This is a genomic window from Microbacterium oxydans (genome assembly GCF_006540085.1).
Lineage (GTDB): Bacteria > Actinomycetota > Actinomycetes > Actinomycetales > Microbacteriaceae > Microbacterium > Microbacterium oxydans.
Genome location: NZ_BJOG01000004.1, coordinates 284,948 through 300,101, shown reverse-complemented (window position 1 = coordinate 300,101; position 15,154 = coordinate 284,948). Strand labels below are relative to the sequence as shown.

The 15,154-nt window shown below is 66.8% G+C and carries 13 protein-coding genes; 5 read left to right on the top strand and 8 right to left on the bottom strand.

Annotated elements, in window-relative coordinates:
* Nucleotides 1–23 precede the first annotated feature (23 nt).
* The 4 genes from MOX01_RS09370 to hrcA form a co-directional block, all read right to left on the bottom strand.
* Entirely contained in the window at nt 24–374 is a 351-nt protein-coding gene (locus MOX01_RS09370) for an HIT domain-containing protein (protein WP_046749197.1), read from the bottom strand.
* A gap of 66 nt (nt 375–440) precedes the next feature.
* Nucleotides 441–1,169 (bottom strand): 16S rRNA (uracil(1498)-N(3))-methyltransferase, encoded by a 729-nt coding sequence (locus MOX01_RS09365; RefSeq protein WP_141369392.1) that lies wholly within the window; start codon nt 1,167–1,169, stop codon nt 441–443.
* A 2-nt stretch (nt 1,170–1,171) separates the two neighbouring features.
* Nucleotides 1,172–2,287 (bottom strand): molecular chaperone DnaJ, encoded by a 1,116-nt coding sequence (gene dnaJ / locus MOX01_RS09360; protein WP_061018470.1) that lies wholly within the window; start codon nt 2,285–2,287, stop codon nt 1,172–1,174.
* Between the two features lie 36 nt (nt 2,288–2,323).
* On the bottom strand, nt 2,324–3,355 hold the full coding sequence (gene hrcA / locus MOX01_RS09355) for a heat-inducible transcriptional repressor HrcA (RefSeq protein WP_113681136.1): 1,032 nt from the start codon (nt 3,353–3,355) through the stop codon (nt 2,324–2,326).
* A 103-nt stretch (nt 3,356–3,458) separates the two neighbouring features.
* Between hrcA and MOX01_RS09350 the strand changes: the two genes are divergently transcribed.
* The gene (locus MOX01_RS09350; RefSeq protein ID WP_230977904.1) at nt 3,459–4,877 is read left to right on the top strand and encodes a carboxylesterase/lipase family protein; all 1,419 of its coding nucleotides are present in this window, start codon (nt 3,459–3,461) and stop codon (nt 4,875–4,877) included.
* A gap of 15 nt (nt 4,878–4,892) precedes the next feature.
* Here the strand turns inward: MOX01_RS09350 and hemW are convergent, their stop codons facing one another.
* The 4 genes from hemW to lepA form a co-directional block, all read right to left on the bottom strand.
* On the bottom strand, nt 4,893–6,110 hold the full coding sequence (hemW, locus tag MOX01_RS09345; protein ID WP_141369388.1) for a radical SAM family heme chaperone HemW: 1,218 nt from the start codon (nt 6,108–6,110) through the stop codon (nt 4,893–4,895).
* Entirely contained in the window at nt 6,110–6,763 is a 654-nt protein-coding gene (locus MOX01_RS09340; protein ID WP_046749203.1) for a DUF1990 domain-containing protein, read from the bottom strand. The genes hemW and MOX01_RS09340 overlap by 1 nt, the downstream gene beginning before the upstream one ends.
* Before the next feature lie 67 nt (nt 6,764–6,830).
* Nucleotides 6,831–7,292 (bottom strand): DUF1990 family protein, encoded by a 462-nt coding sequence (locus MOX01_RS09335; RefSeq protein WP_141369386.1) that lies wholly within the window; start codon nt 7,290–7,292, stop codon nt 6,831–6,833.
* Nucleotides 7,293–7,322: 30 nt separating this feature from the next.
* Nucleotides 7,323–9,176, bottom strand: coding sequence for a translation elongation factor 4 (lepA, locus tag MOX01_RS09330; protein WP_141369384.1), 1,854 nt, complete (start codon nt 9,174–9,176; stop codon nt 7,323–7,325).
* Between the two features lie 241 nt (nt 9,177–9,417).
* On the opposite strand from lepA, the gene MOX01_RS09325 reads away from it, so the two are divergent.
* From MOX01_RS09325 to MOX01_RS09310, 4 genes are all read left to right on the top strand, one after another.
* On the top strand, nt 9,418–10,401 hold the full coding sequence (locus tag MOX01_RS09325; RefSeq protein ID WP_058631388.1) for an ABC transporter permease: 984 nt from the start codon (nt 9,418–9,420) through the stop codon (nt 10,399–10,401).
* A gap of 2 nt (nt 10,402–10,403) precedes the next feature.
* Nucleotides 10,404–11,333 carry an ABC transporter permease gene (locus MOX01_RS09320; protein WP_058631389.1) on the top strand — a complete coding sequence of 310 codons (930 nt, stop codon included), beginning with the start codon at nt 10,404–10,406 and terminating at the stop codon, nt 11,331–11,333.
* The gene (locus MOX01_RS09315; protein WP_058631390.1) at nt 11,330–13,258 is read left to right on the top strand and encodes an ABC transporter ATP-binding protein; all 1,929 of its coding nucleotides are present in this window, start codon (nt 11,330–11,332) and stop codon (nt 13,256–13,258) included. Before MOX01_RS09320 ends, MOX01_RS09315 begins: the two co-directional genes overlap by 4 nt.
* A gap of 115 nt (nt 13,259–13,373) precedes the next feature.
* The gene (locus MOX01_RS09310; RefSeq protein WP_058631391.1) at nt 13,374–15,083 is read left to right on the top strand and encodes an ABC transporter family substrate-binding protein; all 1,710 of its coding nucleotides are present in this window, start codon (nt 13,374–13,376) and stop codon (nt 15,081–15,083) included.
* Nucleotides 15,084–15,154 lie beyond the last annotated feature (71 nt).

The following is a 15,154-nucleotide window of genomic DNA, read 5'->3' as shown; positions in this document are numbered from 1 at the left end:
TCCGCTCCTGGGGCTCGTGGTTCTCAGGCACCGACACTCTTCTCAGTCAATCCGCCGGCCAGCACGTGTGCGTGGACGTGGAAAACGGTCTGTCCGGCGTTCGCGCCGGTGTTGAAGACGAGGCGGAAGTCGCCGTCCTCCGTGTGCTCCGCCGCGAGCTCGCCCGCGAAAGCGACCATCTCGGCGAGCAGAGAGGGATCTGCGGCCGCGACCTCGACGACATCTCGATACTCTGCCGACTTCGGCACCACGAGCAGATGCACGGGCGCCTGCGGGGCGATGTCGCGCAGCGCGAACAGCCGGTCGGTCTCGCCGATGATGTCGGCAGGGATCTCCCCGTTCAGAATGCGCGTGAAGATCGAGGGTTCCGTCATACCGTCAAGTCTACTGACCGGAGCGTGACGACGACCTCGGGCCCGTCCCGTGCCGGTCGGGCGGGGTCACCATCGACCGAGTGCCACCGACAGCACGGCGATCGCGGCCGGGCCCGCCGTCGAGGTACGGAGCACCGTCTCGCCGAGGAGCACACGCTCTGCCCCCGCCTCCGTCAGGTGACGCAGCTCCTCGTCGGAGATCCCGCCTTCCGGTCCGACCACGAGCACCAGGTCGCGTCCGTCCGGCTCGATCTCCGACAGTCGCGTGGGCGCCGTCGGGTCGAGCAGCACGAGGCGCTGCGAGGCCGCGCGCTCCCTGAGCTGAGCCGTCGAGACGGGTGATGCGACGGCGGGCACCCAGGCGCGGTGGGCTTGCTTGGCGGCCTCGCGGACGATCGTCGCCCAGCGCTCCCGTCCCTTCACCGCCTTCGGGCCCTCCCACCGCGAGACGCTACGACTCGCCTGCCAGGGGACGATCTCGTCGACGCCGAGTTCGCACGCCGCCTGCACGGCGAGCTCATCGCGGTCTCCTTTCGCGAGCGCCTGTACCAGAACGACCCGAGGCGTCGGAGCGGGGTGCTCGATGCGCTCCGCGACACGGACCTCCACTCGGGAGGGAGACACCTCCTCTGCCACACCGGTCAGCCACACGCCCGCGCCGTCGCCGACGGTGACAGCCTCGCCGACGCGAAGACGACGGACGACGGCCGCGTGCTTGGCTTCGGCTCCGGTCAACGACACCAGGTCGTCGACTCGGGCATCCGTCGACGATTCGACGAGGAAGTGCAGTGCCATGATCAGTGGCTGCGGAAGCGGTCGCGGAGCTTGGAGAAGAGTCCCTGCTGGAACTGGGCGAGCTGGGGCTCCGGGGACTTCGCCTTCTTCGCGAAGTCCTCGATCAGCGCACGCTGCGCGGAGTCCAGCCGAGTCGGGGTCAGCACCTGGACGCCGACCCGCAGATCGCCGCGCTGCGTGCCGCGGAGCGGGGTGATTCCCCGTCCCTTGATCGTGAGCACGTCACCGGACTGCACTCCGGGACGGATCTCGAGGTCGACCTCGCCGTCGAGTGCCTGGATCTTGGTCTCGGTACCGAGGATCGCGTCGGTCATCGACACCTCGAGGGTCGCGAGCAGGTCGTCTCCCTCGCGGCTGAACGCCGCGTGCGGGTTGACGGTCACCTCGACGTACAGGTCACCGTTCGGTCCGCCCGCCTTGCCGACCTCACCGGAACCGGGAAGCTGCAGGCGGAGCCCCGTCTCGACACCGGCGGGGATGTCGAGCGACACCGTTCTGCGCGAACGCACGCGACCCTGCCCCCCGCAGGTGCCGCAGGGATACGGGATGGTCGTGCCGTAGCCCTCGCAGGTGCCGCAGGGCTGAGAGGTGACCACGTTGCCGAGCAGGCTGCGCACCTGACGCTGTACGTGGCCGGAGCCGCCACAGATGTCGCACGTGACCGGCGAGGTGCCCTCCTGACAGCACGACCCCTGACACGTCTCGCACAGCACGGCGGTGTCGACCTCGATGTCCCGATGCGCCCCGAACACGACGTCGCCGAGGTCGAGCGTGACCCGGACGAGGGCGTCCTGGCCCCGCTCCCGACGCGACCGCGGACGCGCACCGCGCCCTCCCCCTTGAGAAGCACCGAAGAACGTCTCGAAGATGTCGCCGAAACCGCCGAAGCCGCCGAAGTTCCCCGCGGCGCCGTCTCCGCCGCCCATGTCGTAGCGCCGGCGTGACTCGTCGTCGCTGAGGACGTCGTACGCATGCGTGACGAGCTTGAACTTCTCCGCAGCGTCGTCCCCGGGGTTCACATCCGGGTGCAGCTGCCGGGCAAGGCGTCGGTACGCCTTCTTGATCTCATCGGTGGAAGCGTCCCGGGACACCCCGAGAACCTCATAGTGGTCCGCCACAATCGCCTTTCTGCGTGTGTTCTCGTGGCGACCGCGTCAGCGGCCGGCCTCGTCTTCGTCGAGCATCCGCGACAGGTAGCGGGCCACGGCCCGCGCTGCGGCGAGATTGCTCGGGTAGTCCATGCGCGTCGGCCCCATCACGCCGACTCGCGCCGTGCCGCTGGGGGCGGCGTAGTTGCTGGCCACGATCGACGCCTCACCGAGGCCGAAGGGGGCGTTCTCGGTGCCGATGCTGGCCGCGAGACCCTGCTCGTCGGTCACCATCTCGCTCATCAGTCGCAGCAGCGTCACCTGCTCCTCGATCGCCTCGAGAAGCGGATGGATGCTCCCGCGGAAGTCCTGTTCCCGACGCGCGAGGGTGGCCGCCCCCGCCATCACCAGACGTTCCTGACGGAAGCTGCCGAGCTCGTCGACGACGACGCCGGCGAGCGTGCGGAGCACCGCGTCCTGAGGCTTGTCCTCCGCCCCGAGCAGCAGCTGAAGACGGTCGGATGCCTCACCGATGCCCTGTCCGGTGATCAACGACGACAGGCGTGCACGCAGCACCGCGAGGTCGGACTCGTCGATGATCTCCGGCAGGGGGGCGATCCGCTGTGACACGCCGCCGGCATCGGTGACCAGCACGATCAGCAGCCGGTTCGGTGCCAGGGCCACCAGTTCGACATGCGTCACGTGCGCACGCGCGAACGACGGATACTGTGCGAGCGCGACCTGACCCGTCAGCTGCGTCAGCACCCGCACCGTGCGCACCATCAGGTCGTCGAGATCGGCCGGTTCGCCCAGGAACGACTCGATCGCCGAGCGCTGTGCCGAAGAGAGCGGGCGCAACTGGGCGAGATGATTCACGAAGACGCGGTAGCCCTTGTCTGTGGGAACCCTCCCCGACGAGGTGTGCGGAGCGGTGATCAGCTCTTCATCCTCGAGCAGCGCCATGTCGTTTCGGATCGTGGCGGCCGAGACGCCGAAGGAATGCCTGTCGACGATCGACCGGCTGCCGACGGGTTCGTGGGTCTCGACGTAGTCCTGCACGATCGCGCGGAGAACCTGCAGCCCTCGCTCTGTGACCATCACCCTTCCCTTCCGCTGGCACTCGGACGTTCAGAGTGCCAATCCTACCCCGTGCAGCTGCGGGTTCTCCGTACCGCGGACCGACGACTCTAGGATGACGCTCATGACCTCCTCCCCGTATGCCACCCTGTCGACCGGCATCGTTCGTGGCGTCGAGGAGGCGGGGATCGTCCGCTACCTCGGCATCCCGTATGCCATGGCGCCGTTCGGCGAGCACAGGTTCCGCGAGCCGCAGCCTGTCGCGACCTGGGACGGCGTGCGCGACGCACTGGAGTTCGGCCCCACTCCGCCTCAGGTTCCGTATGCGGGCGCCATCGGCGAGCTGCTCGGCTCGGTGCGGATCGACGGAGACGACATCCTCACGGCGAACGTCTGGGCTCCGTCCGACGCCTCCGGCGCCCCCGTGCTGCTCTGGATCCACGGCGGCGCGCTCGAACGCGGCACCGCCGCTCTTCCGCTCTATGACGGCGCGGTCTTCGCGCAGGCGGGAATCGTCTTCGTGTCGATCAACTACCGACTCGGCTCGGAGGGTTTCTCCGTCTTGGAGGGCGCCCCACGGAACCTCGGCCTGCGCGATGCGGCTGCGGCCCTCGAGTGGGTGCACCGTGAGGTCGCCGCTCTCGGCGGCGACCCGACACGGATAACGGCGATGGGCGAGTCCGCCGGTGGAGCCATCGTCGCCGGACTCCTCGCTCGGGCGGACTCCCGCGCACTCATCAGTCGCGCCATCATCGAGTCCGGACCACTCCAGGCGCAGACTCCGAAGAAGGCCGGACGTGTGACGGCTCGACTCGCGAAGCGACTCGGAGTACGAGCCGACCGCGTCTCTTTCGCCGCTCTGACGCCCGAGAAGCTGTTGGACGCACGGAAAGCTCAATCCGCCGGATCGTCTCCCCTCGGCGGGGCTCCGGCGTTCCAGTTGGCGATCGACCCCGAGAGCCTTCCCCGGTCACCGCACGAGGTGCTTCGCGAGATCGACACGCCGCTACTCATCGGGAGCAACACCGACGAGTATCGGCTCTGGTTCCCACCGGAGGTGCTGGCAGGCATCGGAGAGTTCAAGCTGCAAGCCGCGCGACTGCTCTCCCGCATCCCTCGACGTGCGGTGGCGGCCTATCGATCCGCGTTCCCCGACGCCGGCGCTGGAGAGATCCTGGGGCAGCTCGTCACGGACGTGATGCTGCGTGCTCCGTTGAGCCGGGTGGCAGCCGCGCGTCCGGAGAAGACGCACGTCTACGAGTTCGCCTGGCCGAGTCCCGTCCGCGATCTCCGCGCGGCACACGCGCTCGAGCTCGGGTTCGTGTTCGATCGCCTCGATGACGAGGAAGCCGCGCGTCTGGCAGGTCCCGACGCTCCGCGTGATCTCGCCGCCGAGATGAACGCGTCGTGGGTCGGGTTCGTGACGTCGGGCGATCCTGGCTGGCCGGCCTACGGTGACGATCGCCTCACGCGGGTGTTCGACGCCAGGAGCACGACGGTGCCCCAGAGGCGTGCGGCGGCGATGGACCTGCTCCCCGGGTGACGGACGCTTCAGCCTTCAGTCGGTCAGTTCGCGGACGACGGCATCGGCGAGCAGGCGACCGCGTAGCGTCAGCTGCACGCGCCCTTGAAGCGCTGCGAGTGGTTCGACGAGACCGTCGGCGATGAGTCCGGCGACCCTGCTCCTGTTCGCCCTCGGGACTTCGTCGATCGCGATCCCCTCGCGGATGCGGCTGAGCAGCAGGATCCGCTCGAGCGTGCGCGAGTCGTCGTCCGGACGCTCCGTGCCTGCTGCCGGCGACTCGGATGCGGCAAGGCGCTGGGCGTACGCCGCGGGGTGCTTCACGTTCCACCAGCGCAGACCGGCCACGTGGCTGTGCGCTCCGGGACCGAAGCCCCACCAGTCGTTCCCCCGCCAATACGCGAGGTTGTGTCGGGAGCGACGATCGGGCGTGCGCGCCCAGTTGCTCACCTCGTACCAGTCGAAGCCGCCGGCAGCGAGTCGGGCGTCGGCGAGCTCGTACATGTCGGCCTGGAGATCGTCGTCGGGGGTCGGCACCTCCCCGCGGCGGATCTGACGCGCGAGCTTGGTTCCGTCTTCGATGATGAGCGCGTAGGCCGAGATGTGGTCCGGCTCCAGCGCGAGTGCGGCATCGAGCGACGCCTGCCAGTCGGCGAGGGACTCCCCCGGTGCGCCGTAGATCAGGTCCACGCTCACGGCAAGGCCCGCATCCTTCGCGGCGGCGACGGCCGTGCGCACGTTCTCCGGGCGGTGCGTGCGATCGAGGGCGGCGAGCACGTGGGGAACGGCAGACTGCATGCCGACCGACATCCTCGTGACTCCTGCTCGTGCCAAGGTGTGCGCCACTTCGGGCGTCACCGTGTCGGGGTTCGCCTCGACCGTGACCTCCGCGCCCGCTGCCAGGCCGAACGCATCTGTCGCCGCTCCGAGCATGCGTGCGAGGTCGCCGGCGGGGAGAAGCGTGGGAGTGCCGCCGCCGAAGAACACGGTGTCCATCGGCCGCAGCGCTCCCGCGTCATCCAGCACTCGACGAGCGAGGGCGATCTCCGCGATCAACGTCGACGCGTAGTCCTCCTGCTTCGCCCCGCGCAGCTCGGTCGAGGTGTACGTGTTGAAGTCGCAGTAGCCGCAGCGCACGGTGCAGAACGGGATGTGCAGGTAGGCGGAGAACGGCACATGCTCATCGATCCGAAGATCTGCGGGCAAGCGTCCGTCCGCCGGGGCGGGGTCTCCGAGAGGAAGTGGTCCCGCCATCAGACGGGAGTCGCGTACAGCGGGGAGATCGCCCGAAGATAGCGCGCGAAGAGCTCGCGGCGGCGACGCTTCACGAGAGCGGGGATCGTGCGGTAGAGCAGGCCGTTCGGCGCGTCGAAGGCGCGCACGGTGAACCACACCTCGTCGTTGTCTTCACGCCAGTCAACGTCGAACGACTCTTCTCCGCTGACCACCGATCCGCCGACGGTTCCGAGTACGAACCCGACACGACGGGTCTCCTCCGTGACGGAGATCACGCGGAGCTCGGAGTCGGCGCGCATGCCCGCGACGCGCCCGCGGAGGTGCAGGGTCATCCCCGCGCCGACGAACGGCATGCCCTCCGCGTCGTAGCGCTGCTCGACGTCGCGCTTGCTCGGAGCGATCGGGTTGCCCTCGGCGTCGAAGCTCACGCCCGCATAGGCAGGTCCCGGTGCGGGGCGCACGTCTTCGACCGTCAGGCCGGCAGCGCGCTGTGCCGTCCACGACAGAAGCGCTTCGCCGGCGGTCTGGAAGCGTTCGATCCCGCTGCCGATCCGCCAGGATTCCTCCGCCGGGATGCTGCGCTCCGGCGGGTACTGCATCAGATCCGGAGCATGGGTCGCACCCACGGCCGCATAGTCCACCGTGTCGTCTCGGAAAGTCCCGCGCCGCATGACTTCCACCCTACTTCGGGTTACCTGAGCGAACACCCCCACGCGCCGCGGAGCGTCACATCGTGGCTCAGCGCGAGACCGACGACGCCCCCGCCTCATCCTGAACGATGCGGACATACCGGTCGTGCGTGGCTCGCTGCAGCAGCAGGAGCGCCGGCGCCAGCAATCGCCAGAACCAGGTCGAAGGACGCGAGACCGATCGCGCGACGAAAACGCCGTGCTCGTCGATCAGGAACGACTCCTCGCCGTAGATCGGATGCCCAGGACGGGTTTCGTAGCCGAAGCCGTTCTCATCCGCCCATACGACCCGTACGGGCTCCACGAATCGAATACCGAGCAGACGCTTCGCGAGCACGCCCTCGACGCCTGCGGCAGGCGCACCGGCAGGGACTTCGAATCCCGCACGGCGCTTGAAATCCCACGAGCTCACCAGCGCGGCGACCGCAGTTCGCGCGGCAGGGCCGACGACCGTTGAACGCTCGGAGAGGCGCATCCCCTTCGGCACCGCGCGGATCGGGCCGCGCGTCATCCCCCGCTCATACGCCGGGAACGGCACCGGTTACTTCTTTTCCTTGCCTTCGACATCGCCGGAGAGCGCAGCGATGAACGCCTCCTGCGGCACCTCGACACGGCCCACCATCTTCATGCGCTTCTTGCCCTCCTTCTGCTTCTCGAGGAGCTTGCGCTTGCGGGTGATGTCACCGCCGTAGCACTTGGCCAGCACGTCCTTGCGGATCGCGCGGATCGTCTCGCGGGCGATGATGCGTGCGCCGATCGCGGCCTGGATCGGCACCTCGAACTGCTGGCGAGGGATGAGCTTGCGCAGCCGCTCCGCCATCATCGTGCCGTAGGCGTAGGCCTTGTCGCGGTGCACGATCGAACTGAAGGCATCGACCTTCTCCCCCTGCAGGAGGATGTCGACCTTCACCAGGTCGGCTTCCTGCTGCCCTGAGGGCTCGTAGTCGAGCGACGCATACCCCTGGGTCTTCGACTTCAGCTGATCGAAGAAGTCGAAGACGATCTCGCCGAGCGGCATGTTGTAGCGCAGCTCGACGCGCTCCTCGGAGAAGTACTCCATGCCGAGCAACGTGCCTCGACGCGACTGGCACAGCTCCATGACGGTGCCGACGTAGTCCTTGGGCAACAGGATGGCCGCCTTGACCATGGGCTCCGACACCGAGCCGATGCGCCCATCGGGGTACTCGCTCGGGTTCGTGACGGTGACGGTCTCGCCGGTGTCGCTCGTGAGCACCTCGTAGATCACGCTGGGCGCCGTGGTGATGAGATCGAGTCCGAACTCCCGCGCAAGACGCTCGGTCACGATCTCCAGGTGCAGGAGTCCGAGGAAGCCGCAGCGGAATCCGAACCCGAGGGCGACCGAGGTCTCCGGCTCGTACTGCAGGGAGGCATCGGAGAGCTTCAGCTTGTCCAGGGCCTCGCGGAGCTCCGCATAGTCGCTGCCGTCGATCGGGTAGATGCCCGAGAACACCATCGGTTTCGGGTCGGTGTATCCGGGGAGCGCTTCGGATGCGGGCTTGCGGGCGTTCGTGATCGTGTCGCCGACCTTGGAGAGACGGACGTCCTTCACGCCGGTGATGAGGTAGCCGACCTCACCGACCCCGAGCCCCTTGGTGAGAGTCGGTTCAGGGCTGGACACGCCGACCTCGAGAGCCTCGTGGTTCGCGCCTGTCGACATCATCTGGATGCGCTCGCGGGGCGACAGGCCGCCGTCGATCATGCGGACGTACGTGACGACGCCGCGGTACGCGTCATAGACCGAGTCGAAGATCATGGCGCGGGCCGGAGCATCCGCGTCACCCCTCGGCGCCGGGATCTCCTGGACGAGCCTGTCGAGCAGGTCCTCCACGCCGGCGCCGGTCTTACCGGAGACCCGCAGCACATCCTCCGGCTTCCCGCCGATGAGGGAGGCCAGCTCCTTCGCGTACTTCTCCGGGTCGGCCGCCGGGAGGTCGATCTTGTTCAGCACCGGGATGATGTGGAGATCGTTCTCGAGCGCGAGGTACAGGTTGGCGAGGGTCTGCGCTTCGATGCCCTGTGCGGCGTCGACGAGCAGGATCGCTCCCTCGCAGGCGGCGAGGGACCGGGACACCTCGTACGTGAAGTCGACGTGACCCGGGGTGTCGATCATGTTCAACGCGACGGTCTGCCCATCCAGCTCCCAGGGCATCCTGACCGCCTGGCTCTTGATGGTGATGCCGCGCTCACGTTCGATGTCCATACGGTCGAGGTACTGCGCGCGCATGTCGCGATCCGAGACGACGCCCGTGATCTGGAGCATGCGGTCGGCGAGCGTCGACTTGCCGTGGTCGATGTGGGCGATGATGCAGAAATTACGGATCTGCGCAGCCGGCGTCGCAGCAGGCTGAAGAGGAGTGAGAGCGCGTGGGGACATGTCCACTCGATTGTACGGTCAGGGGAGGCTAATCCCCGATTCGGCCATACCGGTGATAGTCTCCCGAAGTTGCCAGGGAAAATCCGTGACACCGGATCCCGCAAGCGATAAGACTCCGTCATACACCCCGTGATGGTCGTCGCGTCGCAGAGTTCGGTGGATGGCGATTGTGTATCCAACTGACTCAGCGTTGCGTCGGCAGATCCCGAGCGCGTCTGTAGAAGAGAAAGACTTACCCCCCTTGATCAAGTACCTCTTGCGCCGAGCACTCGGCTGGCTGCTCATGATCGTGGTCGCCACGAACCTCACGTTCTTCCTGGCGTGGGGCTTCCTCGATCCGCGCAGCAACTATGTCGGGCGCCGACCTCCGCTCACCCCGGAGCAGATCGACAACGTCCTGATCCCGCGCAACCTCAGCGACAGCGTTCCGCTCATGGAGCGCTGGTGGAACTGGTTCAGCAGCATCCTGTTCCGGTGGGACTGGGGCCTGAGCCCCACGGGCCAGTCGGTCAACGAACAGGTGTCTTACCGCATGTGGGTCAGCGCCGAACTCGTGCTCGGTGCGACGATCATCGCCGCGCTGCTCGGTATCTGGCTCGGTGTCTACACGGCCTCACGCCAGTACAAGCTCGCCGACCGCATCGGGCAGGCGACATCGATCATCACGATGAACCTGAACATCATCGTGGCCGGTCTCGGCGTGGTCCTCCTCGCGATCTCGCTCAACGAGTGGACCGGGGTGCGGATCTTCTACGTCACCGGTTCATCGAGTCCCGGCGTGACCGGATTCTTCCCCGTCATCATCGACACCCTGCAGCACCTGACACTTCCCACGATCGCGCTCGTGATCGTCGGCTACGCCCAGTACCACTTCCTGCAGCGGTCGCTCCTGCTCGACAACATCAACGCCGACTACGTGCGCACCGCCCGCGCCAAGGGCCTCACGAAGGCGCAAGCCGTCCGCAAGCACGCGCTTCGCACCTCGCTCATCCCGGTCGCGACACAGGTCGCCTTCACGATCCCCACGATCTTCACCGGCGCGATCCTGACCGAGCAGATCTTCGCCTGGCAGGGCATGGGCCGGTACTTCCTCGACACCATCAACCAGAACGACATCAACGGCGTGGTGGCCGTCGCCGCCTTCGGCGCCGTGCTGACCGCGATCGGCGCAGTGCTCGCCGACATCGTCGTCGTCGTCCTCGACCCGCGAGTGAGGGTGAGCTGACCATGACCGCCGAAATGATCGATCCTCTCGTCGAGCCGCCAGCGGCCCCGCCGACCGCGGACCGCGCCACGGGGAAGTCGCTGTCCAAGTGGACGCTCTACACCCGACGCTTCATGCGCAACAAGGCCGCTGTGGGCGGTGTGGTCGTGCTCATCGTGCTGGTCCTCTTCTCGACACTGGGGCCTCTCCTGTCTCCGTACGCCGTCGACAGCATGGACTTCCTGGCGCTGAGCCAGCCGCCGTCCGCTGCGCACTGGTTCGGCACCAACGGCGCCGGCAACGACACATACACGCAGACGGCCGTGGGACTGCAGCGATCGCTCATGATCGCCATCACCGTGTCCGTCGGCACGACGGTGCTCTCCGCACTCGTGGGAACGGCGGCCGCCTACTTCGGTGGCTGGTTCGAGCGGTTCGCTCTGCTGTTCATCCACTTCATGATGGTGGTCCCCACCTTCCTGCTGCTGTCGATCATCTCGAACGACTCCGGTGGCGTGTGGTGGGTCATCGCGCTCGTGATGATCTTCGTCGGTTGGTTCTTCCCCGCCCGCATCATCTGGACCATGACGCTCTCGCTGCGTGAGCGCGAGTACGTGCAGGCGGCGCGCTACATGGGCGTGCGTGGCCTGCGCATCGTGACGCGTCACCTGATCCCGAACATCGGCTCGCTGCTGGTGATCAACTTCACCCTGGGCATCGTCGCCGCAGTGACGACCGAGACGGGCCTTTCGTTCATCGGGTTCGGCGTCAAGATCCCCGACGTCTCGCTCGGCTCCCTGATCGGCGAGGGAAGCACGACGATCACCAGCTCACCCTGGCTGTTCTACTTCCCCGCCCTGATCCTCACGTTGCTCACCGTCTCGATGGCGCTCATCGCCGACGGACTGCGCGACGCTCTCGATCCCACTTCGGCTGCAGGAGGCCGCGCATGAGCCCTGTACTCTCCGTCCGCGACCTCACGGTCAGCTTCGCCTCCGAGGCCGGCAGGGTCGACGCTGTCCGCGGCGTCTCGTTCGACCTCGAAGCCGGAAAGACCCTCGGGATCGTCGGCGAGTCGGGTTCTGGCAAGTCCGTCACCTCCCTCGCCGTGATGGGACTGCTCGACGAGAACGCCAAGGTCTCAGGGTCCATCGTGTTCGACGGTCAGGAACTCCTGGGAAAGACGGACTCGCAGCTCTCGGCCATCCGCGGCAACGGCATCGCCATGGTCTTCCAAGACCCGCTCACCTCGCTCACCCCCGTGTACACGATCGGCGCGCAGCTCATCGAAGCGCTGACGGTGCATCGCAGCCTCAGCATCAAGGAGGCGACAGCGCGTTCGATCGAGCTCCTGAAGCTCGTCGGCATCACCGAGCCCGAGAAGCGGATGAAGTCCTTCCCGCACGAGTTCTCCGGGGGCATGCGTCAGCGTGTCGTCATCGCCATCGCGATGGCCAACAACCCGAAGCTGATCATCGCCGACGAACCCACCACGGCTCTCGACGTCACGATCCAGGCGCAGATCCTCGACCTGATCGAGAAGGCCCAGGCCGAGACTGGCGCCGCCGTCATGATGATCACCCACGACATGGGCGTCGTCGCCCGCACCGCAGACGACGTGATGGTCATGTACGCAGGCAAGCCCGTCGAACAGGCTCCGGTGCGCGAGCTCTTCCATCAGACGCGCATGCCCTATTCGATCGGCCTCCTCGGCGCGATCCCCCGCGTGGACAAGGCCGAGAAGGAGCCGCTCACTCCGATCAAGGGCAACCCGCCGCTGCTGATCAACCTCCCGGATGCGTGCCCGTTCGCCGACCGCTGCCCCATCGTGATGGACGCCTGCCGCACGCGTGAGCCCGAGTTGCTGCCCGTGCTCACCGGCGGCGGTGAGGAGCACCGCGCCGCGTGCATCCGCGCGAACGAGATCACCGATGGCGGCCTCCTCGGCGGCCTGCCGGTGTATCCGGTGCGCGAAGCGCCGGAGAGCGCGCTGACCCGCCTGCCCCGCGAGGAGCGACCCATCACGCTCGAGGTGAAGAACCTCACCAAGACCTTCCCCCTGCTCAAGGGCGCGTTCCTGAAGCGCAAGGTCGGCGAGGTGCACGCGATCAAGGGCATCAGCTTCGACGTGCGCGAAGGTGAGACCCTGGCCATCGTCGGCGAGTCCGGTTCCGGCAAGACGACGACACTGCTGCAGATCATGGACATGGTGAAGCAGACCGATGGCGACATCATCATCGCCGGAACGAGCGTCAACGACATCCACAGTCACAAGGTGGAGCGCGCGCTGCGTCGCGACATCCAGATCGTGTTCCAGGACCCGATGGGAGCGCTCGATCCCCGCATGACGGTTGCGGACATCATCTCGGAGCCGCTGTCAGCGATCGGCACGTCGAAGGTCGAGGCTCATCGACGGGTCAAGGAGCTGATGGATCTCGTCGGCCTTAACCCCGCACACAGCGACAGGTTCCCGCAGGCCTTCTCCGGCGGCCAGCGCCAGCGCATCGGCATCGCCAGGGCTCTGTCCACCAACCCGAAGATCCTCGTGCTCGACGAGCCGGTCTCCGCGCTCGACGTGTCCATCCAGGCCGGCGTGATCAACCTCCTTGACGACCTCAAGGTCGAACTCGGCATCTCGTATCTGTTCGTCGCGCACGATCTGTCCGTGGTCCGGCACATCGCCGACCGCGTCGCAGTCATGTACCTCGGCGACTTCGTCGAGCACGGCGACGTCGACGACGTCTTCGACAACCCCCAGCACCCGTATACGAAGGCGCTGCTGTCGGCGATCCCGGTTCCGGACCCCGATATCGAGCGCACGCGCGAGCGGATCGTGTTCGACCCGGCGACGGCGACGTCCCGCGCCGTCCCGTCCTGATCGGCCACGGTCACCGTCCGGTAACGGTTAGTCCGGATTCACTTGCCGCAGGCGCATTCGTGCACCCGGCGAACTATTCTCCCCTTATGACACGCCGCAAGGCGAAAGGAGCACCATGAAGCAGTACAAGCTGATGGGAGCGCTGGCACTCACCGGCGCTTTCGCACTCGCACTCAGCGGGTGCGCTGCCGGCAACACCGGCAGTGGCGACAAGAACGACGAGGGCGACGCCGCCGGGGTCGAGATGTCCAACTACAACCCGCAGCCGCGCGAGAACCTCAAGGAGGGCGGCGAGGTCAACTTCGCGCTCACCGAGATCCCCGCCCAGTTGAACGCCTTCAACAGCGATGCGAGCGCCAACACCACGCGCGTGGCCGCCTGGTACATGCCGCAGATCATCCTCATGAAGCCGGATGGCACGCAGTACAAGAACGACAACTACCTCTCCGAGTGGAAGAACGAGGTCAAGGACGGCAAGACCGTGCTGACCTTCACGTTCACCGACGAGGCGCACTGGAACGACGGCACCGACATGGACTGGACTGCCATCGACGCCACGTGGAAGGCCAACCGCTCGTACGACGAGGGCTTCAACCCCAACGCGACCGACGGCTACAAGGAGATCGAGTCCGTCGAGCAGGGCGACACCGCGAAGACTGCGATCGTCACGTTCAAGGGCGAGTTCGCCTGGCCGCAGATGCCGTTCAACGGCGGCGTCATCCACCCGGCCCTCGCCGACCCGACCGCGTTCAACGAGGCGATGAACGAGAACCCGCACCCTGAGTGGGGCGCAGGTCCGTACACGGTCGATGAGTACGACGCCACCAAGGGCTACATCTCGTTCAAGCCGAACCCCGAGTGGTGGGGCGACGCTCCGCTGCTCGACAAGGTCACGATGACGGGCATGGACTACCCCGCCGGCGTCAACGCCTTCAAGAACGGCGAGGTCGACATGACCGAGACCGGATCGCAGGAGCTCATCGATCAGGTGAAGGACGTCGATGGAGCCGTGATCTACCGCGCTCAGCAGACGGCCAACACCATCCTCCAGGTCGACTCGACCAAGCCGCAGTTCGAGGACGTCAAGGTCCGCGAGGCGTTCTTCAAGGCCATCAACATCGACCAGCAGAAGCAGATCGCCTGGAACGGCCTGGGCTACAAGGAGGACCCGGCCGGTTCGCTGACGCTGTTCTCGTTCCAGCCCGGCTACTCCGACTCCATGAAGGAGGCCGGTTGGAAGTTCGACGTCGAGGGCGCCAAGAAGCTCCTTGACGAGGCAGGCTGGGAGGAGGGCTCCGACGGCATCCGCGAAAAGGACGGCGTGAAGCTCTCCGTCGTCTACCCGATCTGGAGCGACTCCGCGACGCAGAAGGCTCTCGCGCAGTCGCTGCAGGCTCAGGAGAAGGCGGTCGGCATCGACGTCAAGGTCGAGGTTCGTCCTTCGAGCCAGTTCTCCGACGACTACACGTCGAAGAACTGGGACGTCTCGGGTCTCCGCTTCACGTCCTCCGACGCCTTCGGTGCTGCCTGGTTCTGCCAGCTGTACTGCTCGGACTCGGGTCTCAACCTGTCGGGTGTCGGTGACGCTGAGCTGGACGCCGAGATCAAGGACAAGGTCGAGTCGCAGAGCGACCCCGAGGCGCAGACCGCTGCCGCGATGAAGCTCGAGCCCGAGATCTACAAGCGCTGGGGCCTCATCCCGCTGTACAACGGACCGCAGATCTACACGGTCCGCGAGGGTCTCGCCAACCTGACGCCTGAGCCCTACCTGGGTCTGGATCTGTTCGGCATCAGCCCGGTCGAGAACGTCGGCTGGGAGAAGTAACACCCTCTGACACGAATCGTGTCTAGGCGGGGCCGGTGGTTCATCCACCGGCCCCGCTTTCCTTATGCTGA